The following is a 25,212-nucleotide window of genomic DNA, read 5'->3' as shown; positions in this document are numbered from 1 at the left end:
CGACGCGCGCGCGCGGTTCGCGCTCGCGCAGTTGCGCTGGCAGCGCGCGCGGCCCGATCCCGCGCACGCGCGCCACGCGCTCGCGGGGCTGTCGCAACGTCTTGCGGTGGCGCTGCAGCGTCGCTACGAGCGCGATACCGCGCGCGTCTCGGCATGTGCGGCGCGGCTCGAGGTGCTGAGCCCGCAACGTACGCTCGAGCGCGGCTATGCGGCGCTGATCGACGCGCAGACCGGCCGCGCGGTGCGTGCGCCGAGCGCGTTGAAGCCGCAGCGCCGGCTGACCGTCCATCTGGCAGAAGGCTCGGCGGACGTGTCGCTCGCCGACGTGCAGCCGCGGCTCACCGATACGATCTGACGGTAACCGCGGGAGCGAAACGACGGTCGCGTGCCGGACGCACCCCCGCATCCGCTGCGGGAATGAATGCTGCGCGACGTCGTCTCGTCCTGCCGGACGAAGCGTCAACGCCGATTTTCCGCATACCGCGGATAAATGCCCCGTGAGTTTGCGGGGATATTCGGACTCGCCTACAATCGGACGCTCGGCAGCATTCAACACAGCCTCCCTACATACTCAACGAAGGAATCGCCATGGCTCATACGCTCCCGCCGCTCCCGTACGCTGAAGACGCACTCGCGCCGACCATCTCGAAAGAGACGATCGAGTACCACTACGGCAAGCATCACCAGGCTTATGTGACGAACCTGAACAACCTGATCCCGGGCACGGAATTCGAAAACCTGCCGCTGGAAGAGATCATCAAGAAGTCGTCGGGCGGCATCTTCAACAACGCCGCGCAAATCTGGAACCACACGTTCTTCTGGAACAGCCTGTCGCCGAACGGCGGCGGTGCTCCGTCGGGCGCGCTGGGCGACGCGATCAACGCGAAGTGGGGTTCGTACGACGCGTTCAAGGAAGCCTTCACGAAGGCCGCAGTCGGCACGTTCGGTTCGGGCTGGGCATGGCTCGTGAAGAAGGCTGACGGTTCGCTCGACATCGTGTCGACGAGCAACGCAGCCACGCCGCTGACGACGGCCGACAAGCCGCTGCTGACGATCGACGTGTGGGAACACGCGTACTACATCGACTACCGCAACGCACGTCCGAAGTTCGTCGAAGCGTTCTGGAACATCGTGAACTGGGACTTCGCAGCGAAGAACTTCGCGTAAGTCCCCGTGTCCTGCGCGCCGTTGCGGCGCGCGGCACCGCAAAAAAAGCCCTCGTTTCGAGGGCTTTTTGCTATTGTCGGCTACGGATGACGGCGCGGCGCCTGCCGACTCAGACGAGCAGCCCCGCCACCCAGCCGAGCGCAGCACTCGCGATCACGACGGCCCACGGCGGCACGCGCCAGAACACGAGCGCGACGAACGCGACGAGGGCCGCCGCGAAATCGCGCGGCGACACGATCGTGTCGCTCCACACCGGGTGGTAGAGCGCGGCGACCAGCAGCCCGACCACCGCCGCATTCACGCCCGCGAGCGCGGCCTGCATCCGCGTGCTGCGGCGCAGGCCCTCCCAGAACGGTGCGGTGCCCGCGATGAGCAGGAACGACGGCGCGAAGATCGACACGAGCGCGATCGTCCCGCCGAGCCAGCCGTTCGGCGGGTCGCGCAGCGACGCGCCGAGGAACGCCGAAAACGTGAACAGCGGCCCCGGCACGGCCTGTGCGGCGCCATAGCCGGCGAGGAACGCCGAATCGCCGACCCAGCCCGGCGCGACCACGGCCGCTTGCAGCAGCGGCAGCACGACATGTCCGCCGCCGAACACCAGCGCGCCGGTGCGAAAGAACGCATCGACGACTGCAAGCGTGTGCGAGTCGAGCGCGCGAGCCGCGAACGGCAGCACGACGAGCAGCGCGGCGAACAGGACGAGCCATAGCACGCCCGCGCGGTGCGACACGTGCAGCGGCAGCGGATCGTGCGCGCCGCGCTCGGGTTGCGGCAACAGCACGAGGCCGGCCGCGCCCGCCGCGACGATCACCGCGATCTGCAGCCAGGCGGCCGGCGCGAGCAGCGCGATGCAGGCCGCGGCCGCCATCAGCGTGACGCGGCGCGCATCCGGGCACAGCGTGCGCGCCATGCCCCACACCGCTTGCGCGATCACCGCGACCGACACGATGCGCAGCCCGTGCAACGCGCCGGCCGCGACCGGCATGCCCGTCGCGTGCACGCCGAGCGCGAACAGCATCATCAGCAGCGCCGACGGCAGCGTGAAGCCGAGCCACGCGGCGAACATCCCCGCATAGCCCGCGCGCGACAGCCCGATCGCCATGCCGACCTGGCTGCTGGCCGGCCCCGGCAGGAACTGGCACAGCCCGACGAGATCCGCGTACGCGCGCTCGGTTAGCCAGCCGCGCCGCGTGACGAACGCGTCGCGGAAGTAGCCGAGATGCGCGACGGGGCCGCCGAACGACGTGAGGCCGAGCCGCAGGAACGCGACGAACACGGGCCACGCGTGACGGGAAGGAGCGGAGACGGTCGACGTGTTCAAGGGAGCGGGGGACAAGGGTGAAGGGCGAACGAGCCGCCACGATAGCGCAACGGCGTGACGCCGGGAACGCGGTGTTGCGGCGATGGCCGATACGCCGATACGCCGATACGCCGATACGCCGATACGCCGATACGCCGATGCGCCGATACGCCGATGCGCCGATTGCGCCGGCGTCAGGCCATGCCGGCGGGCAGCCCGCTCGCGCGGCGCAGCGCGTCGACGTCGAGCAGCTCGATCTCGCCGACATGCAGCCGCACGATGCCGTCGGCCTGCAGCGCCTTCAGCAGCTGGTTGGTGGTCTGCCGCGTCAGCGACAGCATCGACGCGAGCTTTTCCTGCGACAGCCGGATGCGCGTGCGGCCGGCGCTGATCCCGCCGTAGCCGTCGGCGATCATCAGCAGCCGCGTGGCGAGCCGCTGCGCGGCCGGCATTACGCTCATCGCCTCGACGGTCAGGAAGCTCAGCCGGAGCTTTTGCGCCATCAGCAGCGCGACCTGCCGCCAGTATTGCGGCATCGTGTCGAGGATCGCGAGCAGGGCGGCTTGCGGGACGTGCAGCAGCAGCGTGTCGTCGAGCGCGATCGCATCGTGCGTGCGCGGCTGGCCGTCGAACAGGGCGATTTCGCCGAACCATGTGACGGGCTCGGCGACCGTCAGCAGCGCCTCCTTGCCGTTCGCATCCACCGCGCCTATGGTGAGGGAGCCGGCCAGTACCGCATACAGCCCGCACGGCAGATCACCGCGCCGGAACAGCGCATGGCCGGCCGGCAGGCGCCGCAACGCGGCGCGCTCGAGCAACTGCGCACGCAATCCGGGCGGCAGCGCGGCGAACCACGGGTGCGCTTCGATCTGCGGCAGGTAAGGGGCGAGCGGCGAGGGCATGGGCACGCGATGTCGGGTAGCTGACAGAGGTTCTCGGGCGTGACGCGCATCATAGCGCTCAATGATCGTTCAGGAGACGCCATGAAGACGCTCGAGGACCACCTCTCCCAATATGCGGCCTACCACCGCGACGCGCGCAACATCGCGACGCACCTGGTCGGCATTCCGATGATCGTGTTCGCGGTCGAGGTGCTGCTGTCGCGGCCGGCGTTCGGGATGCTGGCCGGCGTCGCGCTGTCGCCGGCGCTGCTGCTCGCCGTCGCATTCGCGGGGTTCTACCTGCGTCTCGACCTGCGCTTCGGGATCGTGATGACCGCGCTGTTCGCGCTCGGGCTGTGGGCCGCGCAGACGCTCGCGTTGCTGCCGGCCGCGCAATGGCTCGGCGTCGGCATCGGTGCGTTCGTGGTCGGCTGGATCGTGCAGTTCGTCGGGCACTGGTTCGAAGGGCGCAAGCCGGCGTTCGTCGACGATCTCGTCGGCCTGATGGTCGGGCCGCTGTTCGTCGTCGCCGAAGTCGCGTTCTTCGCGGGGCTGCGCAGCGAGGTACGCCGCGAAGTCGAGCGGCGCGCGGGGCCCGTGCACGGCGGCGCGCACTCGCATGTCTGACGTGTCGCTGCGTCGGTCTGCGTGTTCGGCGCGGGCGCGGTCGGCTGCTATCTCGGCGGCCGGCTCGCGGCGGCAGGCGCACACGTGACGTTTGTCGGCCGCGCGGGTCGCCGACGCGATTCGCGCACACGGGCTGACCCTGACCGACCGGCGCGGCTATCGCGCGCAGCTCGCACCGGCGGAGGTCGCGTTTTCGAGCGATCCGGCCGCCGCGGCTGCGGCGCGCCCGGCCTGGCATGGCGAAGCGCTGCGTGCGGCGCTGTCCGCGCATGCGCCGCACGAGAGCACCGTCCGGGCGGCGTAACGGCGCGGGCGGGTTGGCGGAACGCCCGCGTCGCGCATGCCACGCGCGCTTCACAGCGGCTAAGATGCGGAGTGCGTTACAAGACCAACGCGTACGCGGAGCAATCGCCATGGCGGATCGCCCGACTCTCGATGCTTACGAAATCCATGCCGCGCAATATGCGCAGGACTGGCTCGACCAGGCCGCGCCCGACGACATGTACGCGCTGCTCGAGCAGCATTTCTCGCCGGGGCTGACGGCGGACGTCGGCTGCGGCGCCGGGCGCGACACGGCGTGGCTCGCTTCGTGCGGATTCGACGTGCGCGGCTACGACGCGAGCACCGCGCTGCTCGACGAGGCGCGCCGGCGCCATCCCGATCTGACCTTCGAAACGGCCGCGCTGCCGACGCTGGCCGGTGTGCCGTCCGGCGTGTTCCGCAACGTGCTGTGCGAAACGGTCGTGATGCACCTCGAACAGGCGGATGCGGCCGCGGCCGCTGCACGGCTGGCCGCGTTGCTGATGCCCGGCGGCACGCTGTATCTCAGTTGGCGGGTGGCCGGAAACGGCGCGCTGCGCGATGAGCGCGGCCGCCTGTACACGCCGCTCGATTCGGCGCGGATGCATGCGGCGCTCGGCGCCGGCATGCACGTGATCGACGCACACGAAGTGGTCAGTGCGTCGTCCGGCAAGCGCGTGCACCGGCTGATCGCGCGCCGGGCCGATGGCGCCGCATGAGCGCGGCGGGCGCGTTCATTCGCGGTTGAGCGCCGCTTCCCAGTTGATGTCGACGCAGAGCACCTGCATGCCGGTCGCGGCCGGCGCGGTGACCGAGCCGGTCACGCACAGGTGCGCCTCGTTGATCGACAGGTACGGCGGCGTCACGTGCACGCGGCCTGGCGCGCGCATCGCGTGGATGAAATACGGGCGGCGCTCCCAGCTTGCGCCTTCCGAATGCAGCAGCGGCCGGAAGCGTTTGGCCCGCTGCGAGACGCTGCCGCGCGCGAGCACGTTGTCGCCGATCTGGCGGCCGGATGCGTCGAGCAGGAAGCAGCGTGCGGTTTCGGGCAGCGCGAGCACGGCCGCAGCCGCATCGAGCAGCGGCTCGCCGGCGGCGAGCTTGCGGCTCGCTTCCTCCAGCGCGGCGATGTACGGCGCCAGGCGTTCCGCCTGCGTGCGCTCGCGCTGCGCGACGCGCAGCCGCAACGCGGCCGACAGCGTATCCATGCAGCCGGCCGCGGCCTGCGGCTGCACCGGGTCGACGCTCGGCCCGGCGAAGTACTGCCCCTGCACGAAATCCACGTCGCATTCGAGTGCGATCAATGCATCGCGCTCGGTCGCGAGCCCGCCCATCAGCACGAGCTGGCCGGATTCGTGCAGCAGCGACACGAGCCCGGGCAGCACGCGCTCGAGGTGCGAGTGTTCGCTCGCTTGCGCGAGGATCCCGCGGTCGAGCGACACGATGTCGGGATGCAGATGCCACACGCGATCGATGTTCGAATGCTTCGCGCCGAAGCCGCCGAGCGCGATCAGGAAGCCGGCCTTGCGCAGCCCGTCGACGATCGCCGCATAGCGCGGCGTCTCGCCGCCTGCCTGTTCGGGCACTTCCAGCACCACGCGATGCGGCGGCAGGCCGAGCGCCTTCAGGTTCGCGAGCAGCGCGTCGCCGTAGACCGTGTCCATCAGCGCGGCCGGATGCAGGCTCAGGAAGAGCCATTCGTCATGGCTGTCGAATGCGTGGAAATTGCCCAGATGCAGCGACTCGGCGAGCCGGCCGAGCTCCAGCAGGTCGCCGCGCCGTGCCGCCTGCGTGAACACTTCGTGCGATGCGATCTGGCGGCTGTCCTCGTCGTGCGCGCGCAGCGAAGCGTGATAGCCGATCGCGCGGCGGTGCGACACCGAGAAAACGGGCTGAAACACGCTGAACACGGTGTACGCGCCGTACAGCACGGTGCGCCGCTTGCCGTCGTCGCCGGCGACGGGGCGGGGCGGCTGGAAGCCGGGGGGATCGATTTCGATCATGCTCATGATGTCGCCGAAGGAAGACTGCCAGTTTACCTACAGAATAGAACAGCAAGAAGCATGCGCAGCGTCGCGGCCCGTGCGGCGCGCCGTCGCGGCCGCCGGCTGCGGTCTGCGGCGCTCGGGCTGCACCGCCGTGGTGCGTGGCGCGCCGGCATGGCGTTTGCCGGTGCGCGCCGTGCATCACGCGCGCTCGGACGGGTCCGTCTTGCGCGCGCGGCCGCGGATGTCCGGCGCGAGCTGCGCGAAGATCCACGCGGACGCGGCCGTGATGATCCCGACGCAGACGAAGGTCGCGTGAAACGCGGGCAGCGTGTTGCTCGGCGTCACCGTGCGCAGCATGCCGGTGAAGGTCGCGAGCAGCGCGCCCGCGACCGTGACACCGAGGCTCATCGACAGCATCTGCACGAGCGAGAACAGGCTGTTGCCGCTGCTTGCGCCGCCGGTGCCGAGATCCTTCAGCGTCAGCGTGTTCATCGCGGTGAACTGCATCGAGTTGAAGCCGCCGAACAGCGCGAGATGGACGACCTTCACCCATACCGGCACCGTGTCGCGCATCAGCGCGAAGCTCGCCATCATCACGCCGACCATGATCGTGTTCGCGAGCAGCACCTTCCGGTAGCCGTGCTGCGTGATCAGCCGCGTGATGAGCCGTTTCGAGAACATCCCGGCCGCCGCGACCGGCAGCATCATCAGCCCGGCCTCGAACGCCGAGTAGCCGAGGCTCACCTGCAGCAGCAGCGGAATCAGGTAAGGCATCGCGCCGCTGCCGATCCGTGCGAACAGGTTGCCGAGGAGCCCGACGCTGAACGTGTGGATCTTGAACAGCTCGAGCGAGAAGATCGGCTGCGGCGCGCGCACCGCGTACAGCCCGTATGCGACGAAGCACGCGAGGCTCAGGATCAGCAGCACCAGCACGGCCGCATGCTGCATCCCGAGATCGGCGAGGCCGTCGAGCGACAGCGAGATCGCGACCATCCCGATCGTCAGCAGCAGATAGCCCTTCAGGTCGAAGCGGCCGGCGGCCGGATTGCGCGAATCGGGCATCGAATAGAAGGTCGCGATGCAGCCCGCGATGCCGACCGGCACGTTGATCAGGAAGATCCAGTGCCACGATGCGATCTTCACGAGCCAGCCGCCGAGCGTCGGCCCGATCAGCGGGCCGATCAGCCCGGGAATCGCGACGAACGACAGCGCGGGCAGGTAGCGCTCGGCCGGGAACGTGCGCAGCACCGCGAGCCGCCCGACCGGCAGCAGCATCGCGCCGCCGACGCCCTGTACGACGCGGAACGCGACGAGCTGCGTCAGCGTATGGGCGTTCGCGCACAGCAGCGAGCCGAGCGAGAACACCAGGATCGCGCTGAAGAACACGCGCCGCGTGCCGAACGTATCGGCGAGCCAGCCCGACACGGGGATCATCACCGCCATCGTCAGCGAGTACGCGATCACGACCGATTGCATCCGCAGCGGCGATTCGCCGAGGCTCGCGGCCATCGACGGCAGCGCCGTGTTGACGATCGTCGCGTCGAGCGTCTGCATGAAGAAGCCCGTCGCAACGAGCCAGAGCATCACGGTGAGGTTCTTTTCGCCGGGAGCGGCGGCGGGCGGGCGTTGGAACATGGAGGCTTGGCCGGTGGCGCGGGACAGCCGACATTGTAGGCAAAGCCGCCGTGCCTCGCAGGATCGGCCCCCATCACGGGGCGCGCCCAATCGCCCGGCCCTGCGACTGCTGCTGCGGCTGCTGCGGCCGGATACTGATCCGCCGTCAGACCGGTACAGTTCAGCCGAAACTGTCCGCAGGCGTATCTGTCGCTGTGCTGCCGCCGTCCGAAATACTGGTGCCATCGAACCCACGCGATCCGGAGGCGGCCATGCGCGAACTGCGACTCTACGAGATGGACGGCAACGAGCCGGCCGGGCGGTGGCGCATCGTCGATGGCACCGTGCTGCTGGTCACGGACGGCGACGTGTGGGCGACGATCGAAGGTCGCGTCGACGATCACTGGCTGCACGCCGGCGAATCGCTGGCGCTATTGCCCGGCATGCGCGTATGGATCGGTGCGGGGGCGGGCGGCGCGGTGTTCTCGTTCGGCCCGCAGCCGGCGCCCGCCGTGCAGGCCGCGCATGGATGGCGGCGCGCGTTCGCCGCCTGGCGCGGCGGCCGCGCTCATGCGGGCGCGTCGCTGCCGACGTAGCGCGCACGGGGCCGGATCAGCTTGCCGTCCGCGTACTGTTCGAGCGCGTGCGCGATCCAGCCCGCGGTACGGCCGGCGGCGAACAGCGTGAACGCGGCGCCGGCGGGTAGCGCAAGCGTGCGCTCCAGTACCGCGAGCGCGAAATCGATCGCCGGCCGCAAGCCGGTCGCCGCTTCGACGCGCGCGGCGAGTGCACGGGCCGCGCGCAACGCCGGCCGCTCGGGCAGTGCGGCATGCAGCGCGTCGAGCAACGCGCGCGCACGCGGATCGCCGTCGGGATAGAGCGGATGCGCGAAGCCGGACAGCATCGTGCGCGCGCCGTCCGCGCGCTCGTCGTGCGCGATGCGCAGCGCGAGGTAGCGGTCGAGATCGGCGGCGCGCGCCGCTTCGTCGAGCAGTGCGCCTGCGCGGAACGTCTCGCCGCCGTGGCGCGGGCCGGACAGCGCGGCGAGCCCGCCCGTGATCGCGCCGAACAGGTGCGTGCCCGTGGACGCGATGCAGCGCACCGCGAAGGTCGACGGATTCAATTCGTGATCGGCGCACAGCACGAGCGCGCGGCGCAGCAGGTCGGCTTCGTCGCGCCGCCGGATCCGCCATGCGTTCGCGAGTTGTCGATGCACGGGTGCGTCGTCGGGCGCGCTGCCGGCCAGCGCGGCCGTCGCGATGCGCAGCAGCAGCGCGGCCGCTTCGATCTGCGCGTCGCGGCCCTGCGCCCACAGGCGCGGCAGCGACGCGGCCGCGGCCGGAAGCAGCACGAGCGTGCGCTCGAGCGGTGCGAGATGCGCCCAGCGGCGTGCCCACTCGTTCCATTGCAGGGTATCGAAACCGGCCGCTGCAAGCGATGCGGCTGCAAGCCGCGCAGGCGGGCAATCCCATAACCGCGCGGCCGTGTCCTCGAGCGTCGCGTCGCGGGCGAGCGAGATCGCGTCGGCGCCGCGATAGCGCAGGCAGCCGTCGGCGATCTGCGTGATCCGCGATTCGAGCACCGGCACGCCCCAGTCGAGCGAGCGTTCGGCCACGCCGCCCGCGCGTTTCGCATCGGCGCGGCGGCGTGCGAGCAGGCGCACTTCGTCGGCATCGTAGCGGCGGCGCTTGCTCGCGCCGTCGGGCAGCGAGCGCAGCAGGCCGCGGCTCACGTACGCGTAGAGGGTGCTCACGCTGACGCCGAGCATGCCGGCGGCTTCCTGCGCACTGACGGATGTCATGCCGGTGGCTCCTGTCACCGCGCATGAAGCGCGGGCCCGCTACAACTATTCGTTATGTGTTGATTCGCGCAATCAAGATTGATCGTGCCTCGCGCGAATTCTAGACTCGATTCCGTCTCCTCTACGGCGTCTCCACCACCGTGACACCCCAATCCGCATTAGCGCATCTTTGGCAACTCGCGCACGGCGAGCGCGACGCGCTGGCCCGCACGACCCTGACCGGGCAGGACCCGACGCTGCCGTCGACGTTTCATGTCGGTATGCTCGCCGCCGCGACGATCGCCGCGGCCGGGCTCGCGGCCGCCGAATGCCATCGGCTGCGAACGGGCGTGGCGCAATCGGTCGACGTATCGGTGCGCGACGCGCTCGTGGCGTTCCGCAGCGAACGCTACCTGCGCGTGGACGGTGGGCCGCCACCGGAGTTGCGTCATCCGGTGACCGGCTTCTTCGAGACGGGCGACGGACGCTGGATTCAACTGCACGCGAATTTCCCGCATCACCTGCGCGGCATTCTCGACGTGCTGGGCTGTGGCTCGCAGCCCGCCGACGTCGCCGCGGCGATCCGCACCTGGGACGGCGCGGCGCTCGATACCGCGCTGGCCGACGCCGGCCTGTGCGCGGCATTAATCAGAACCCCTGACGAATGGGCAGCGCACGAGCAGGCGCGCGCGATCGCGTCGCTGCCGCTGTTCGAGATCGAGCGGATCGGCGACGCGCCGGCCGAGCCGATCGGCCGCGGCGAAGCCGGCCAGCCGCTGGCCGGCGTGCGCGTGCTCGATCTGACGCGCATCATCGCGGGGCCGGTCGCGGGCCGCACACTGGCGTCGCACGGCGCGCAGACGCTGCTCGTCAACGGTCCGCACCTGCCGAACATCGCGCCGCTCGTGATCGACAACGGGCGCGGCAAGCGTTCGACGTGGATCGATCTGCGCGACGCGGCAGGCGTCGATACGCTGCACGCTCTGGCGCGCGACGCGGACGTGTTTCTGCAGTCGTACCGGCCCGGCGCGCTCGCGGCGCGCGGTTTCGCGCCGCAGGCATTGGCCGAGCGGCGACCCGGCATCGTCTACGTGTCGGTGTCGGCGTACGGGCACGCCGGGCCGTGGGCGAAGCGGCGCGGGTTCGACAGCCTCGTGCAGTCGGCGAGCGGCATCGCATGGCAGGAGCAGCAGGCCGCACAGGCGAGCGGGCCGCGCCATCTGCCGTGCCAGGCGCTCGATCATGCAACCGGGTATCTCGCGGCGTTCGGCGCGATGATCGCGCTCGCCCGGCGGGCGCGCGAAGGGGGAAGCTGGCATGTGCGGCTGTCGCTCGCGCAGACGGGGCGCTGGCTGCAGTCGTTCGGCGCGGTGCCGGACGGGCTGCACGCGTCCGATCTCGCGTTGGCCGACGTGCGCGACCGGATCGACCGCGTCGAATCGCCGTTCGGCGTGCTCGACACCGTGCGGCCGGCCGAGCGACTGTCGGCGACGCCGCCGACGTTCACTCGGCCGCCCGTGCCGCTCGGCACCGACGACGCATGCTGGCTGTCAGCGCCGGCGACGCGGCCGGCGTGACGGTCGTTACTTGCGCAGTTCGACGACGAAATCGTAGTAGTCGTTGCGGCAGTAGGTATCGGTCAGTTCGATTGCGCGCTGGTCGGACGTATAGCCGATTCGCGTGATCAGCAGCAGCGCGTCGTGCGGCGCGATGCCCATCTGTTGCGCGATCTCGTCGGTTGCGTTGACCGCGCGGAAATGCTGCAGCGCGCGCACGATCGGCGTGCCGCGCGCTTCGAGATAGCTGTACAGCGAACCGCCGATCGCCTGCGGATCGGGAATCAGCGTGGCGGGGAACGTCGAGTTCTCGACGGCCATCACGATGCCGTCGGCGAGGCGCAGACGTTTCAGGCGTGTAACCGATGCGGCCGGCGACAGCCCGAGCTGGATCACTTCGTCGCGGTTCGCGGGCTGAATTTCGCGCGCGAGCCACTGCGAGCTCGGCTTGAAGCCGCGGCGCTCGAGCATTTCGCTGAAGCTCGACAGCCGCGACAGCGGATCCTCGTAGCGCGGCTGGATGAAGTTGCCCGCGCCCTGCGTGCGACGGATCAGGCCTTGCTCGACGAGCAGCGCGATCGCCTTGCGCGCGGTGATGCGCGACACGCCGAGCGCTTCGGACAACACCCGCTCGGATGGCAGCGCTTCGCCGGCCGTCCAGCGGTTGTCGTGGATCGCATCGCCGAGCTTGCGGGCGAGCTGCAGGTAGAGCGGCGTATCGTTGTCGGGGTCGGGGCGCAGGTCCTGCCAGCGGTCGTCCGTGGGTGCCTTCATACAGTGGGTATCGATCAGGTTGCGGCCATTCTAAGTCATCATGCCGCGCCGTTATAGCCGGTTTTTGCCGCGTAATAGGCCGGCGGCGCACCGATTGACTACACTGATGCGTCGTATCCGATGCTTCGGCCGCGGTGTGCGGCCACGAATCCGCAACGAGGAAACGCATGACAGACACGATCGCCACGGTCGTCTTGCCGAACGGCGAGACGATTCCGAAGCTGGGCCTGGGCACCTGGGAAATGGGTGAGCGGCCGGCGCGGCGCGCGGACGAGATCGCCGCGCTGCGCGAGGGCGTCGAACTCGGGATGACGCTGGTCGATACCGCCGAGATGTACGGCGACGGCGCGACCGAGGAACTGGTCGGCGATGCGCTTGCGGGCCTGCGCGACGACGTGTTCCTCGTCAGCAAGGTCTATCCGCACCATGCGAGCCGGCGCGGCGTCGTCGCCGCGTGCGACGCGAGCCTCAAGCGCCTGCGCACCGATCGCCTCGACCTGTATCTGCTGCACTGGCGCGGGTCGGTGCCGCTCGAGGAAACGGTCGAGGGTTTCGACGCGTTGCAGCGTGCGGGCAAGATCCGGCACTGGGGCGTGAGCAACTTCGATACGGCCGACATGGCCGAACTCGTCGACCATGCGGGCGGCGGTGCGTGCGCCACCAATCAGATTCTCTACAACATCGCGCGGCGCGGCCCGGAGTTCGACCTGCTGCCGTGGCTGGCCGATCGTCGGATCCCGGCGATGGCGTACAGCCCGGTCGATCACGGGCGGCTGCCGAAACGCTCGCCGCTCGACGAGATCGCGCGGCTGCGCGGCGTGTCGGTGATGCGCGTCGCACTGGCGTGGGTGCTCGCGCAGCCAGGTGTATTCGCGATTCCGAAGGCATCGCGGATCGAGCACGTGCGCGACAACCGCGCCGCGCTCGATTTCGTGTTCAGCGATGACGAGCGCGCGCAGCTTGACGCGTATTTCCGTCCGCCGCGCAGCAAGCGCGCGCTCGAGATGCTCTGACCGACTTCGGCTGGGCAACGCCTCGGGTCAGTGGTTGCCGCCGGACGATCCGCCGTTGCCGTGACCGCCGCCGTTACCGTTGCCGGCGCCACGGCCGTTGCCGACGCCGTTGGCCCCGCCGTTGCCGGCGCCGCCACTGCCATTGCCGTTACCGTTGCCGCCGCCATTGCCGTGGCCGCCGTTGGCGCCGCCGCTCCCGCCGCTCCCGCCGCTCCCGCCGCTCCCGCCGTTACCGCCGTTACCGCCGTTACCGCCGTTACCGCCGCTCCCGCCGCCGGTGCCCGCGCCTCCACCGCCGTTACCGTTTCCGCCGCCATTGCCGCCGGCACCGTTGCCGTTCCCGCCACCGTTGCCCGCGCCGCCATTGCCGTTGCCGTGGCCCCCGCCGGCACCGCCACTGGTGCCTCCATTGCCGGATCCACCGCTGCCGTTGCCATTGCCGCCGCCACTACCGTGGCCACCGCCGCCGTTACCATGGCCGCCGCCGTTGCCACCGCCACCGCCGCTGCCACCACCATGACCACCGCCGTTGCCGTGACCGCCGCCGCCGTCACCATGGCCGCCGCCGTTGCCGTGACCGCCGCCACCGTCACCATGACCACCGCCGTTGCCGTGACCGCCGCCGCCGTCACCATGGCCGCCGCCGTTGCCGTGACCGCCGCCACCGTCACCATGGCCGCCGCCGTTGCCGTGACCGCCGCCACCGTCGCCGTGACCGCCGCCGTCGCCATGGCCGCCGCCATGACCGTGACCGCCGCCGTCACCATCGCCACCACCGTGGCTTCCGCCACCCGAAGTGCCGCCACCGGAAGTGCCGCCACCCGAAGTGCCGCCACCGGAAGTGCCGCCACCGGAAGTGCCGCCACCGGAAGTGCCGCCACCCGAAGTGCCGCCACCCGAAGTGCCGCCACCCGAAGTACCGCCACCCGAAGTGCCGCCGCCTGAAGTACCACCACCTGACCCACCATTGCCGGACGCATTGCCTGCACGGCCGGTGCCGCCCGTAGTGCCGGAGGTTCCGCCGGTTGTTCCGCCGACACCGGCAGGTCCGACGGCGCCGTTCCCGTTGTTGCCGCCGCTACCGTTCCCATTCGCGGTGGCGCCGCCGTTCCCGTTCCCGCTGCCGCCCGCACCGGCACCGCCATTACCGACGCCCCGGCCGGCATAAACGTGTACCGCGCACGCAGCCGGATTGGCGTCGCACGGCGATGCGTTCTCGACCAGCGTCATGATGGTGTCCGCGCTGGCGTTCGCGTCGGGCGCGGCGTCAGGCGTCGTGTTCTGTGCGACGGCATACGAGCAGCAGCACGCGAGCGCGGCTGCGGCCAGCAAGGTTGCACGAGGGCGCCGTCCCGCCGCGCGGAACGGTTGTTTCGTCTTATGCATCATGGCCTCCCCATGCGCGCGATGCCTCGTAGCCGCGCGACGATTTACGTGTGGTGCAGGGGGGCGTAAAAGATTCGTTGTCCTATCGTCGGCCGAAGACCTTCGGGCCGACGCTGGTCGTCAGCCGCGAACGCGGATCGGCACGCGGGCCCGCCGTGCGAATCCCACTCTGCGAGATTCGTGCCATCGGCCGCTCAGGCCCGTCGCGTAAGGCGGGCGCAGTCGCGTGACCGCGCATGCAACGTCGTTCGGAGCGTTTTGTTTCCGGAATGAAACGTCGGGGGCGTTCAGCGCGCCGGCGCGTCGGCCGCGCGCTGCCAGCGGTGGAACAGGATCGACGCGATCCAGCAGATGAGGAACAGCGCGACGATCCCGTAGCCGATCGAGCCGAAGCGTTCGCCGAGCGCATCGAGCGTGTCGCGCACGGGGCTCGTCAGCGACAGCTTGTCGGCCAGCAGGCCGGCCGCCTCGATCCCGCCGATCGCCAGCGCGACGGCCGCCGACACGAACGTGATGCTCGCGTTGTAGAGCAGCTTGCGCTGCGGATCGTCCATCGCCCAGCCGTATGCCTGGATCATCAGCACGTTGTCGGTCGAGTCGATCAGCGTCATGCCGGCGGTGAAAAGCGCGGGAAACAGCATGACCGTATAGACGGGCAGCCCGTGGCTCGCCTGCGCGGCGGCGATCGCGAGCAGGCCGATTTCGGTTGCAGTATCGAAACCAAGCCCGAACAGCACGCCGACCGGATACATGTGCCAGCTCTTCGACACGAACCGGAACAGCGGGCGCAGCAATCGCGCTACGAGTCCGGCGGGACGATGGTCGTGCGCGCCGTCGTGCGTGTGCCCGGACGCGCCGCGATAGCGTCGCCATACGTCGCGCAAGATCATCAGGTTCACGCACGCGAGCACCAGCAGGAAGGTGGCCGATACCGCCGTGCCGATCGTGCCGCCGATTGCGCGGAATGCATCGAACCGGTCGCGCAGCGCGAACGCGGTCAGCGCGATGCCGAGCGTCGCCGCGATCACGATCGTCGAATGACCGAGCGAAAAGAACAGGCCGACGCTCGCCGGACGCTGGCCGTCCTGCATCAGCTTGCGCGTCGCGACGTCGATCGCGGCGATGTGATCCGCGTCGACCGCATGACGCAGCCCGAGCCCGTATGCGATCGCCGCGGTGCCGAGCAGCAGCGGATGGTCGCGCAGCACCGCGAGCGCCCACAGCCAGACGGCGACGTTCGCGGCGATCAGGCCGGCATAGAGGGTCAACAGGCGGCGCAGGGCAGGGGTCGCGGGCATCGGGGCGGTTCCATCGGACGAATCTCGATGCATTGTGGCATGCGAAAAAAACGCCTGGCGTGCCGATCGAACGCGTTGCCAGCCGCGCGTGCCGGTTCGTTCGGCGCACGAAAAAAAGCCCGTCCGGAACCGGACGGGCTTCGCTTCGCCGCGGCAGCGGCGCTTACTTCACTTTCGCGTTGATCACCGCTTCCGACACGTTCGTCGGCGTTTCGGCGTAATGCTTGAACTCCATCGTGTACGTCGCGCGGCCTTGCGTGGCCGAGCGCAGCGACGTCGAATAGCCGAACATCTCGGCAAGCGGCACCTCGGCGCGCACCAGCTTGCCGCCGCCGCCGGCGATGTCCTCCATCCCCTGCACGATGCCGCGCCGGCTCGACAGGTCGCCCATCACGTTGCCCATGAAGTCCTCGGGCGTCTCGACCTCGACGGCCATCATCGGCTCGAGCAGCACCGGCTTCGCCTTGCGCATCGCTTCCTTGAACGCCATCGAGCCGGCCATCCGGAACGCGTTTTCGTTCGAGTCGACGTCGTGGTACGAACCGAACGTCAGATGCACCTTCACGTCGACGACCGGGTAGCCCGCGAGCACGCCGCTCTTCAGCGTCTCGGTGATGCCCTTGTCGACGGCCGGGATGAACTCGCGCGGAATCACGCCGCCCTTGATCTCGTCGAGGAACTCATAGCCCTTGCCCGGGTTCGGCTCCAGCGTGATCACCGCATGACCGTACTGGCCGCGCCCGCCCGACTGCTTGACGAACTTGCCTTCGACGTCGGCCGCCGTCGTGCGCACCGTTTCGCGATACGCGACCTGCGGCTTGCCGACCGTCGCCTCGACGCCGAACTCACGCTTCATCCGGTCGACCAGGATTTCGAGGTGGAGCTCGCCCATCCCCGAGATGATCGTCTGGCCGGATTCCTCGTCGGTCTGCACGCGGAACGACGGATCTTCCTGCGCGAGACGGTTCAGCGCGAGGCCCATCTTTTCCTGGTCGGCCTTCGTCTTCGGCTCGACGGCCTGCGAGATTACCGGCTCCGGGAATTCCATCTTCTCGAGGATGATCGGCTTGGCCGGATCGCACAGCGTGTCGCCGGTGGTCGCTTCCTTCAGGCCGACGGCCGCCGCGATGTCGCCCGCGCGCACTTCCTTGATTTCCTTGCGCTCGTTCGCGTGCATCTGCAGGATCCGGCCGAGCCGTTCCTTCTTGTCCTTCGTCGCGTTGAGCACCGTGTCGCCCGACTCGACGACGCCCGAATACACGCGGAAGAAGATCAGCTGGCCGACGAACGGGTCGGTCATGATCTTGAACGCGAGCGCGGAGAACGGCTCGTCGTCGCTCGGATGACGTTCCGCCGGTTTTTCCGGATCCTCGAAGTCGTGGCCGAGAATCGCCGGCACGTCGACGGGCGACGGCAGGTAGTCGATCACGGCGTCGAGCATCGCCTGCACGCCCTTGTTCTTGAACGCGCTGCCGCACAGCATCGGCACGATCTCGTTGGCGATCGTGCGCTTGCGCAGCGCGCCCTTGATCTCGTCCTCGGTCAGCGACTCGTGGTCGTGCAGATACTTCTCGAGCAACTCCTCGCTCGCCTCGGCAGCGGCCTCGACCATCTTCTCGCGCCATTCGTGCGCGAGCTCGACGAGATTCGCCGGGATGTCTTCGTACGTGAACTTCACGCCCTGGCTTTCGTCGTCCCACACGATCGCCTTCATCTTCACGAGATCGACGACGCCCTGGAAATGGTCTTCCGCGCCGATCGGAATCTGGATCGGCACCGCGACGCCCTTCAGGCGCTCGCCGATCTGCTTCTGCACGCGGAAGAAATCGGCGCCGATGCGGTCCATCTTGTTGACGAATGCGATGCGCGGCACCTTGTACTTGTTCGCCTGGCGCCACACGGTTTCGGACTGCGGCTGCACGCCGCCGACCGAGTCGTAGACCATGCACGCGCCGTCGAGCACGCGCATCGAGCGCTCGACCTCGATCGTGAAGTCGACGTGCCCGGGGGTGTCGATGATGTTGATGCGGTGTTCCGGATAGTTGCCGGCCATGCCCTTCCAGAAGGCCGTGGTCGCGGCCGACGTGATCGTGATGCCGCGTTCCTGCTCCTGCTCCATCCAGTCCATCGTGGCCGCGCCGTCGTGCACTTCACCGATCTTGTGGCTCACGCCGGTGTAAAACAGGATGCGCTCGGTCGTCGTGGTCTTGCCGGCATCGATGTGAGCGCTGATCCCGATATTGCGATAGCGCTCGATGGGGGTTTTGCGGGGCACGTGAACCTCCTGGTGGTTCGGATCGTAAGCGGGCCGGCGGGTGCGGGCCCGGACTGGAGCAAGCGAGATTTAAAGGATAGCGCTTGTCCGTGGCTTTTGCAGATGCGGGCGGCGTTTGCCGAATCAAGCGCGCGCGGGTGCGGCAGGCGAAAAAAAAGCCGGCGCCCGACAACAAACGACGGGCGGCCGGCTTCGGTCGATGCGCGGCGGTGCGGCCGCGACGGGCGTTACTGGGGCTTCGGCAGCCCGTCGAGCTTCATGCCCGGCTTGATGCCTTTCGCCGCGAACCAGCCCTTGCTCATTTCGAGCGCATAGACGCCGTTGTTGCGCGGGCAGTGGTTGTCGGTCGTCTCGGCCTGCATTTCGTCGATGTCGGTGATCGTGCCGTCCGCGCGGACGAACGCGATCGACAGCGGGATCAGCGTGTTCTTCATCCAGAAGCAGTGCACGGCGTTTTCGTTGAACACGAACAGCATGCCTTCGTTCGGTGCGAGCTGCGACCGGTACATCAGCCCCTGTTCGCGGTCGGCGTCGTTCGCGGCGACGGCCGCGTCGATCACGTACATGCCGGCGCGCAGCTTCACGCGCGGGAATTCGCTCGGCTGCTTGGCGCCGGGCGGCACTTGCGCGCTGGCGGCCTGCATGCCGAGTGCGAGCACGGCGAGCGCGGCGGGAAACACGGCGGCGCGCGCAAGGCGGCCGAGCGACGAGCGCAGGGAGAATCGCACAGCAGGGCTCCTATCGGGAAAACGAGACCCGCATGGTACGCGAAGCGCGCAGGCGGGCACAAAAAGAAAAAGGCAGATCGCCTTGCGGTGACCTGCCTTTCAACGCCGTAAGAACGGCAGAACTGCGTGTTCTTGACTGCGTTATTACATCCAGCTTGCTTAGTTCGAAGCAGCTGCCGGAGCTTCGGCTTCGCTAGCTGCCTTCTTAGCTGCGTGGTGCTTCTTTGCGTGGTGCTTCTTGGCAGCCTTGTGCTTTGCCGGTGCCGAAGCAGCTGCCGGAGCAGCAGCCGAAGCAGCTTCCGGAGCCGAAGCTTGTGCGAAAGCAGCCGTTGCGAAGAGACCAGCGACCAGAGCAGCGATCAGTTTGTTCATGTTGTGTTCCTCAGCTTTAGTTAATTAACCAAATGACCCGGCAATAGGAGTCATGTCGTCTAACGGTGCCATCCACCTTTCGGTTGACAGACGCTTCGAGAAATTTCTCTTTGCGCTGCGGGCGCCGAATCGTATTCGAAGAAAGCGTCGCTTTCGTGACGCAAACACGCAAATACCTGCTCGGCTGCCAATGCCGGATAGCTAAGGGTGGCATCTGCGTGGTTTAACGCGCGATCTTCGCAGGCGGTTGACGAAAAAGATGACGAAAAAATTCGAAGGCCGTCGACACGGTCATGCGCCGTGCGCAAAACCGTCCCAGGGCGCGCGCGGCGGCAGCGCGATTGTTTCACCCGGTGCAATGCCGAGCGCGAATATGTCGAGCGCACCGATGCCGACGCGCACGAGGCGCAAGGTCGGGAAGCCGATCGCGGCCGTCATCCGCCGCACCTGCCGGTTCTTGCCTTCGGTGATCGCGAGCTCGACCCATGTGGTCGGGATCGCGGCGCGATAGCGGATCGGCGGATTGCGCGGCCACAGCGTGTCGGGCGGTTCGATGAATTCGGCGCGGCACGGGCGCGTCACGTAGTCGCCGAGATCGATGCCGCGCGCAAGCGCCTTCAGGTCGGCCGGGCCCGGTACGCCGTCCACCTGCGCCCAGTAGCGCTTGACGAGCTTGTGGCGCGGCTCCGCGATGCGCGCCTGCAGCGCGCCGTCGTCGGTGAGCAGCAGCAGGCCCTCACTGTCCGCATCGAGCCGGCCGGCCGGGTAGACGCCGGGCGCTTTTACCCAGTCGCCGAGCGACGGCCGCGTCTCGTGCGCGGAAAACTGGCAAATCGTGCCGAACGGCTTGTTGAGGGCGATCAGGGTCATGGCGAGCGGCGAGCCCGGCGGGCCGCAGGGGAAGCGGGGCGGGCGGTCTATGGCAAATGGCGGAATCTTAATGCATAATACGGAACGGCAAGTCCTCTGTCTTATATAAGACATAAGGGGAGACTTGATACGCAGCGCCGCGCTTCGTGCCGCCGCCCCCGGTTGGGGCGCTAGAATAGCGGCTCGCTGTTGCCGTCACGGGGTGGCAAGGCCGCCTCGCCGCGTGCGCAGTTTCGACCAGCATCACCTGCTCAGCCACGTCACTGGAGTCGATCATGCCGTATCAGCACATCGAGGTACCGGAGGGCGGTGACAAGATCACCGTCAACAAGGACTTTACGCTCAACGTTTCCGATCAGCCGATCATTCCCTATATCGAAGGCGACGGCACCGGCTTCGATATCACGCCGGTCATGATCAAGGTGGTCGACGCGGCGGTCGCACACGCGTACAAGGGCAAGCGCAAGATCCACTGGATGGAGATCTTCGCGGGCGAGAAGGCGACGAAGGTGTACGGCCCGGACGTGTGGCTGCCGGACGAAACGCTGCAGGTGCTGAAGGAATACGTGGTGTCCATCAAGGGGCCGCTCACGACCCCGGTCGGCGGCGGGATCCGTTCGCTGAACGTCGCGCTGCGCCAGGAGCTCGACCTGTACGTGTGCCTGCGCCCGGTCCAGTATTTCAAGGGCGTGCCGTCGCCGGTGCGCGAGCCGCAAAAGATCGACATGGTGATCTTCCGCGAGAACTCGGAAGACATCTACGCGGGCATCGAATGGGCGGCGGGTTCCGAGCAGGCGAAGAAGGTCATCAAGTTCCTGCAGGACGAAATGGGCGTGAAGAAGATTCGCTTCCCGGAAACCTCGGGGATCGGCGTGAAGCCCGTGTCGACCGAAGGCACCGAGCGTCTCGTGCGCAAGGCGATCCAGTATGCAATCGACAACGATCGCAAGTCGGTCACGCTGGTGCACAAGGGCAACATCATGAAGTTCACGGAAGGCCTGTTCCGTGACGCCGGCTACGCGCTCGCGCAGAAGGAATTCGGCGGCGAGCTGATCGACGGCGGCCCGTGGATGCGCGTGAAGAACCCGAAGACGGGCAACGAGATCGTGATCAAGGATTCGATCGCCGACGCGTTCCTGCAGCAGATCTTGCTGCGCCCGGCCGAATACGACGTGATCGCGACGCTGAACCTGAACGGCGACTACATCTCCGACGCACTGGCCGCGCAGGTCGGCGGCATCGGGATCGCACCGGGTGCGAACCTGTCGGATTCGGTCGCGATGTTCGAGGCGACCCACGGCACGGCGCCGAAGTACGCGGGCAAGGATTACGTGAACCCGGGTTCCGAAATCCTGTCGGCGGAAATGATGCTGCGCCACCTCGGCTGGACGGAAGCAGCCGACACGATCATCGCCGCGATGGAGAAGTCCATCCTGCAGAAGCGCGTCACGTACGACTTCGCGCGCCTGATGGAAGGCGCGACGCAGGTGTCGTGCTCCGGCTTCGGCGAAGTGCTGATCGAGAACATGTAAGACCCCTTCCGGGGTGGGCCGGCGGAGCGCCGGCCGCCCCGGCGCTGACTGCCGGCGCCGGAGCGTTTCATGAATGGCAGTTTGTTGGCAGGGTGGTCCGGCATGCGGGCCGCGGCGCCGCGATGCGGCCCGGATGCCCTGCAAGGTAGAACATGACCGCCCTCGCAACACCACCGCCCGGCTGAACCGGCGCGCTCCTTTCGCGACCCACCCGGTCGCTACCCGCCGGTTACCGCCGGCGCCCCAGTCCCACTTTCACGTAGCAATGCTTTGACCACCATGTCCACTTCGCCCAAGATCATCTACACCCTCACCGACGAAGCGCCCGCGCTCGCGACCTATTCGCTGCTGCCGATCGTCAAGGCCTTCACGCGTTCGTCCGGCGTCGCCGTCGAGACGCGCGACATCTCGCTCGCCGGCCGTATCATCGCGGCGTTCGCCGACGTCCTGCCGCCGGAGCAGAAGGGTTCCGACGATCTGGCCGAACTGGGCCAGCTCACGCTGAAGCCCGAAGCGAACATCATCAAGCTGCCGAACATCAGCGCATCGGTGCCGCAGCTGAAGGCCGCGATCGCCGAACTGCAGGCGCAGGGCTACGCGCTGCCGGCGTATCCGGAAGATCCGTCGACCGACGAAGAGAAGGCCGTCAAGGCGCGTTACGACAAGATCAAGGGCAGCGCGGTGAACCCGGTGCTGCGCGAAGGCAACTCCGACCGCCGCGCGCCGCTGTCGGTCAAGAACTACGCACGCAAGCACCCGCACAAGATGGGCGCATGGAAGTCGACGTCGAAGGCGCACGTCGCGCACATGAGCGAAGGCGACTTCTACGGCAGCGAGAAGTCGGCGCTGATCGCCGATGCCGGCAGCGTGAAGATCGAACTCACGACGAATGACGGCGTGACGAAGGTGCTGAAGGAAAAGACGGCCGTGAAGGCCGGTGAAATCATCGACGCATCGGTGATGAGCCGCAACGCGCTGCGCAGCTTCATCGAAGCGCAGATCGCCGACGCGAAGGCGCAGGACGTGCTGTTCTCGGTGCACCTGAAGGCGACCATGATGAAGGTCTCGGACCCGATCCTGTTCGGTCACTTCGTGTCGGTGTTCTACCGCGACGCGCTGGCGAAGCACGCGGACGTGCTGGCGAAGGTCGGCTTCAACCCGAACAACGGGATCGGCGACCTGTACGCGCGCCTGAAGGATCTGCCGGCCGACACGCGCGAAGCGATCGAAGCCGACGTCAAGGCCGAGTATGCGGTGCGCCCGCGCCTCGCGATGGTGAACTCGGACAAGGGCATCACGAACCTGCACGTGCCGAGCGACGTGATCGTCGACGCATCGATGCCGGCGATGATCCGCGATTCGGGCGGCATGTGGGGCCCGGACGGTCAACTGTACGACGCGAAGGCCGTGATTCCGGACCGCTGCTACGCGGGCGTGTACCAGGCCGTGATCGAAGACTGCAAGCAGCACGGCGCGTTCGATCCGGTCACGATGGGCAGCGTGCCGAACGTCGGCCTGATGGCGCAGGCGGCTGAAGAATACGGTTCGCACGACAAGACGTTCCTGATCCCGGCCGACGGCGTCGTGCGCGTCACCGACGAAGCCGGCAACGTGCTGCTCGAGCACGCGGTCGAGTCGGGCGACATCTGGCGCATGTGCCAGACGAAGGACGCACCGGTGCAGGACTGGGTCAAGCTCGCGGTGAACCGCGCGCGCGCGACCGGCGCGCCGGCCGTGTTCTGGCTCGACCCGGCACGTGCGCACGACGCGCAGGTCATCGCGAAGGTCGAACGCTACCTGAAGGATCACGACACGAACGGCCTCGACATCCGCATCATGACGCCGGTCGACGCCACGCGTTTCTCGCTCGAGCGCATCCGCGCGGGCAAGGACACGATCTCGGTCACGGGCAACGTGCTGCGCGACTACCTGACCGACCTGTTCCCGATCATGGAACTCGGCACCAGCGCGAAGATGCTGTCGATCGTGCCGCTGATGGCTGGCGGCGGGATGTTCGAAACGGGCGCGGGCGGTTCGGCACCGAAGCACGTGCAGCAGTTCGTCGAGGAAGGCTTCCTGCGCTGGGATTCGCTCGGCGAATTCCTCGCGCTCGCCGCGTCGCTCGAACACCTCGGCAACGCGTACCAGAACCCGAAGGCGCTCGTGCTCGCGAAGACGCTCGACCAGGCGACCGGCAAGTTCCTGGACGAGAACAAGTCGCCGGCGCGCAAGGTCGGCGGCCTCGACAACCGCGGCAGCCACTTCTACCTGTGCCTGTACTGGGCGCAGGCGTTGGCCGAGCAGACCGAGGATGCCGAGCTGAAGGCGCAGTTCGAAGGCGTCGCGAAGGCGCTGTCCGACAACGAAGCGCGCATCCTGGAAGAACTGGCGGCCGCGCAAGGCAACGCGCAGGCGATCGGCGGCTACTACCGTCCGAACGTCGCGCTGACGAGCCAGGCGATGCGCCCGAGCGCAACGCTGAACGGCATCGTCGACGCAGTCGCCTGACGCCGGCCGCGCCACCGCGCGCGCCACGGCAACGGCGACAGCCGACACGGCGGGCCGCGCGGCCCGCCGTTCCGCCGAACATGAAAACGCCCCGGTCGCCCGGGGCGTTTTTTGTTGCAGGCGCGTCATTCAGACGTGGACGATTTCCCATTCGGCGATTTCGTCCGGCACTTCCAGCGTAGCCGTGTCCAGTTCGGACGGCTGTGCGCAGTCGCCGCGAGAGATGCGGTCGGCGGCCACTTCCGGGCACGAGAATGCGCCGAGCGAAGCGTTGCCGAACGTCGCTTCCCAGCCGCCGTTTGCCGGCAGGATATAGAACGACCCGAGCGCTGAACCAAAGCGAAATCCCTTCATTTCCGTTCTCCCTTTCTGATTACAAGCGATTCTGTTGTGCCGACCGCCGGTTCGTCCGGCTATGGCCCGACTGGCTGCTTGCGCCGGGTTCCGTGTCGAACGTCGTGGCGAAGCGTCAGTGCATGGAACAAAGTCTACGTCCGGGGCCGCTGGCGATGGTGCACGTAGAACGCTTTCTCGAAACAAAAATTTCCGTGTTAAAACAAATGCTTATTTCGCGAATTTTGTATTGCGGAACGTTTTTTGGCATCGCGAAACAGCGAATTTGTGCCTCGCACCACGAATTTTTATAACGCAGGGACTTGTTCCGCATCGTGAAAAATCGACGGCACCGCGAATCGGCCGGATGCGGCGTGCCGCTCCGGGTTGCGCGATTGGGACGGGCGGCGACAGTAAGGAATTGGAAAGGAGGGCAGCGGCGGCGGTCGGCGGGCAGCGCGCACGTCCAATACACCGCGTTCAAAACCCGGCGCGCAAGCGCTCGATGGTGTCGCGCCAGCGTGCGCGATTGATGTGCGATTGGTTCGGCGGAACTCGCGTGCTGCGGCGTATCGCCGCTCGTCGGGTGTCGCGGCGTTTCGCCCGGGGGGTGCGGTTATGATGACGCGGGCATCAGGCTTCGCGTCGCGGCGGCCGCGCGACGCAGCACCGATCACGAATAACGAGGAACGATTGATGATACGGAGAACCTTCCTGTCGCACGCCATCGGCATCGCGGCCGCATCGCTGTTCACGCGCACCGCGTGGGCGCAGCATGCCGGTCACGCGGGCATGGCCGGCATGGATCAGATGGACGACATGCCCGGGATGGGGATGTCGGGCATGGCGGGCCACGCGCAGCACGGCAAGCCGGCGCCGGCCGCGCTCGCGGCACCCGACGCGCTGCCGG

22 protein-coding genes and 2 pseudogenes are annotated in these 25,212 nt (G+C 68.0%); 12 read left to right on the top strand and 12 right to left on the bottom strand.

Annotated features, from left to right (window positions below; translation table 11 throughout):
• The coding region (locus O1Q03_RS37155) for an exodeoxyribonuclease VII large subunit (protein ID WP_332112576.1) at nt 1–355 on the top strand (355 nt) is incomplete at its 5' end.
• Nucleotides 356–588: 233 nt separating this feature from the next.
• Nucleotides 589–1,167 carry a superoxide dismutase [Fe] gene (gene sodB / locus O1Q03_RS37150; protein WP_059578375.1) on the top strand — a complete coding sequence of 193 codons (579 nt, stop codon included), beginning with the start codon at nt 589–591 and terminating at the stop codon, nt 1,165–1,167.
• Nucleotides 1,168–1,276: 109 nt separating this feature from the next.
• Here the strand turns inward: sodB and chrA are convergent, their stop codons facing one another.
• Entirely contained in the window at nt 1,277–2,488 is a 1,212-nt protein-coding gene (gene chrA / locus O1Q03_RS37145) for a chromate efflux transporter (protein ID WP_269510546.1), read from the bottom strand.
• 173 nt (nt 2,489–2,661) lie between these two features.
• Nucleotides 2,662–3,369 (bottom strand): Crp/Fnr family transcriptional regulator, encoded by a 708-nt coding sequence (locus O1Q03_RS37140; RefSeq protein WP_269510544.1) that lies wholly within the window; start codon nt 3,367–3,369, stop codon nt 2,662–2,664.
• Nucleotides 3,370–3,450: 81 nt separating this feature from the next.
• On the opposite strand from O1Q03_RS37140, the gene O1Q03_RS37135 reads away from it, so the two are divergent.
• From O1Q03_RS37135 to O1Q03_RS37125, 3 genes and pseudogenes are all read left to right on the top strand, one after another.
• A complete protein-coding gene (locus tag O1Q03_RS37135) occupies nt 3,451–3,975 on the top strand; it encodes an Mpo1 family 2-hydroxy fatty acid dioxygenase (RefSeq protein WP_269510543.1) in 525 nt (174 codons plus the stop codon).
• Nucleotides 3,976–3,996: 21 nt separating this feature from the next.
• Nucleotides 3,997–4,201, top strand: a pseudogene (locus O1Q03_RS37130) (2-dehydropantoate 2-reductase N-terminal domain-containing protein); the annotation flags it as partial.
• Between the two features lie 187 nt (nt 4,202–4,388).
• Nucleotides 4,389–4,994, top strand: a complete 606-nt coding sequence (locus O1Q03_RS37125; RefSeq protein WP_269510542.1) for a class I SAM-dependent methyltransferase — start codon at nt 4,389–4,391, stop codon at nt 4,992–4,994.
• A 15-nt stretch (nt 4,995–5,009) separates the two neighbouring features.
• Here O1Q03_RS37125 and O1Q03_RS37120 read toward each other — a convergent pair whose 3' ends face one another.
• Together O1Q03_RS37120 and mdtD are read right to left on the bottom strand one after the other, a co-directional pair.
• Nucleotides 5,010–6,284 carry an EAL domain-containing protein gene (locus O1Q03_RS37120; RefSeq protein WP_269510539.1) on the bottom strand — a complete coding sequence of 425 codons (1,275 nt, stop codon included), beginning with the start codon at nt 6,282–6,284 and terminating at the stop codon, nt 5,010–5,012.
• Nucleotides 6,285–6,461: 177 nt separating this feature from the next.
• A complete protein-coding gene (gene mdtD / locus O1Q03_RS37115; RefSeq protein ID WP_269510538.1) occupies nt 6,462–7,898 on the bottom strand; it encodes a multidrug transporter subunit MdtD in 1,437 nt (478 codons plus the stop codon).
• A gap of 251 nt (nt 7,899–8,149) precedes the next feature.
• Between mdtD and O1Q03_RS37110 the strand changes: the two genes are divergently transcribed.
• Nucleotides 8,150–8,473: a DUF2917 domain-containing protein gene (locus tag O1Q03_RS37110; RefSeq protein ID WP_269510536.1), complete on the top strand. Its 324-nt coding sequence runs from the start codon at nt 8,150–8,152 to the stop codon at nt 8,471–8,473.
• Here O1Q03_RS37110 and O1Q03_RS37105 read toward each other — a convergent pair.
• Nucleotides 8,446–9,678 carry a citrate/2-methylcitrate synthase gene (locus O1Q03_RS37105; RefSeq protein ID WP_269510534.1) on the bottom strand — a complete coding sequence of 411 codons (1,233 nt, stop codon included), beginning with the start codon at nt 9,676–9,678 and terminating at the stop codon, nt 8,446–8,448. The genes O1Q03_RS37110 and O1Q03_RS37105 overlap by 28 nt on opposite strands.
• Nucleotides 9,679–9,818: 140 nt before the next feature.
• Here O1Q03_RS37105 and O1Q03_RS37100 point away from each other — a divergent pair, with 140 nt between their 5' ends.
• Entirely contained in the window at nt 9,819–11,234 is a 1,416-nt protein-coding gene (locus tag O1Q03_RS37100; protein ID WP_269510533.1) for a CoA transferase, read from the top strand.
• Between the two features lie 6 nt (nt 11,235–11,240).
• Here O1Q03_RS37100 and O1Q03_RS37095 read toward each other — a convergent pair whose 3' ends face one another.
• Nucleotides 11,241–11,987 (bottom strand): GntR family transcriptional regulator, encoded by a 747-nt coding sequence (locus tag O1Q03_RS37095; protein WP_269510532.1) that lies wholly within the window; start codon nt 11,985–11,987, stop codon nt 11,241–11,243.
• 167 nt (nt 11,988–12,154) lie between these two features.
• Here O1Q03_RS37095 and O1Q03_RS37090 point away from each other — a divergent pair, with 167 nt between their 5' ends.
• Entirely contained in the window at nt 12,155–13,000 is an 846-nt protein-coding gene (locus O1Q03_RS37090; protein ID WP_269510530.1) for an aldo/keto reductase, read from the top strand.
• Nucleotides 13,001–13,060: 60 nt separating this feature from the next.
• Nucleotides 13,061–13,945 (top strand): hypothetical protein, encoded by an 885-nt coding sequence (locus O1Q03_RS40345; protein ID WP_442865921.1) that lies wholly within the window; start codon nt 13,061–13,063, stop codon nt 13,943–13,945.
• Between the two features lie 728 nt (nt 13,946–14,673).
• Here the strand turns inward: O1Q03_RS40345 and O1Q03_RS37080 are convergent.
• From O1Q03_RS37080 to O1Q03_RS37060, 5 genes are all read right to left on the bottom strand, one after another.
• Nucleotides 14,674–15,684 (bottom strand): HoxN/HupN/NixA family nickel/cobalt transporter, encoded by a 1,011-nt coding sequence (locus O1Q03_RS37080; RefSeq protein WP_269510528.1) that lies wholly within the window; start codon nt 15,682–15,684, stop codon nt 14,674–14,676.
• Nucleotides 15,685–15,847: 163 nt separating this feature from the next.
• Entirely contained in the window at nt 15,848–17,959 is a 2,112-nt protein-coding gene (gene fusA, locus O1Q03_RS37075) for an elongation factor G (RefSeq protein ID WP_269510525.1), read from the bottom strand.
• Between the two features lie 227 nt (nt 17,960–18,186).
• Entirely contained in the window at nt 18,187–18,687 is a 501-nt protein-coding gene (locus O1Q03_RS37070; protein WP_269510523.1) for a DUF192 domain-containing protein, read from the bottom strand.
• Nucleotides 18,688–18,846: 159 nt separating this feature from the next.
• Entirely contained in the window at nt 18,847–19,059 is a 213-nt protein-coding gene (locus tag O1Q03_RS37065; protein ID WP_006398520.1) for a hypothetical protein, read from the bottom strand.
• Nucleotides 19,060–19,350: 291 nt separating this feature from the next.
• On the bottom strand, nt 19,351–19,929 hold the full coding sequence (locus O1Q03_RS37060) for a pseudouridine synthase (protein WP_269510520.1): 579 nt from the start codon (nt 19,927–19,929) through the stop codon (nt 19,351–19,353).
• 275 nt (nt 19,930–20,204) lie between these two features.
• Here O1Q03_RS37060 and icd point away from each other — a divergent pair, with 275 nt between their 5' ends.
• Nucleotides 20,205–21,461 carry an NADP-dependent isocitrate dehydrogenase gene (gene icd, locus O1Q03_RS37055; protein ID WP_269510518.1) on the top strand — a complete coding sequence of 419 codons (1,257 nt, stop codon included), beginning with the start codon at nt 20,205–20,207 and terminating at the stop codon, nt 21,459–21,461.
• A 279-nt stretch (nt 21,462–21,740) separates the two neighbouring features.
• On the top strand, nt 21,741–23,969 hold the full coding sequence (locus O1Q03_RS37050) for an NADP-dependent isocitrate dehydrogenase (protein ID WP_269510517.1): 2,229 nt from the start codon (nt 21,741–21,743) through the stop codon (nt 23,967–23,969).
• 129 nt (nt 23,970–24,098) lie between these two features.
• Here O1Q03_RS37050 and O1Q03_RS37045 read toward each other — a convergent pair whose 3' ends face one another.
• Complete coding sequence (locus tag O1Q03_RS37045) at nt 24,099–24,323, bottom strand: hypothetical protein (protein WP_006478028.1); 225 nt, start codon at nt 24,321–24,323, stop codon at nt 24,099–24,101.
• 675 nt (nt 24,324–24,998) lie between these two features.
• On the opposite strand from O1Q03_RS37045, the pseudogene O1Q03_RS37040 reads away from it, so the two are divergent.
• Nucleotides 24,999–25,212: pseudogene (locus O1Q03_RS37040) on the top strand (multicopper oxidase family protein); the annotation flags it as partial.

This window comes from Burkholderia sp. IMCC1007 (genome assembly GCF_027257875.1).
Classification (GTDB): domain Bacteria; phylum Pseudomonadota; class Gammaproteobacteria; order Burkholderiales; family Burkholderiaceae; genus Burkholderia.
This window is presented reverse-complemented; position numbering and strand designations above follow the sequence as displayed.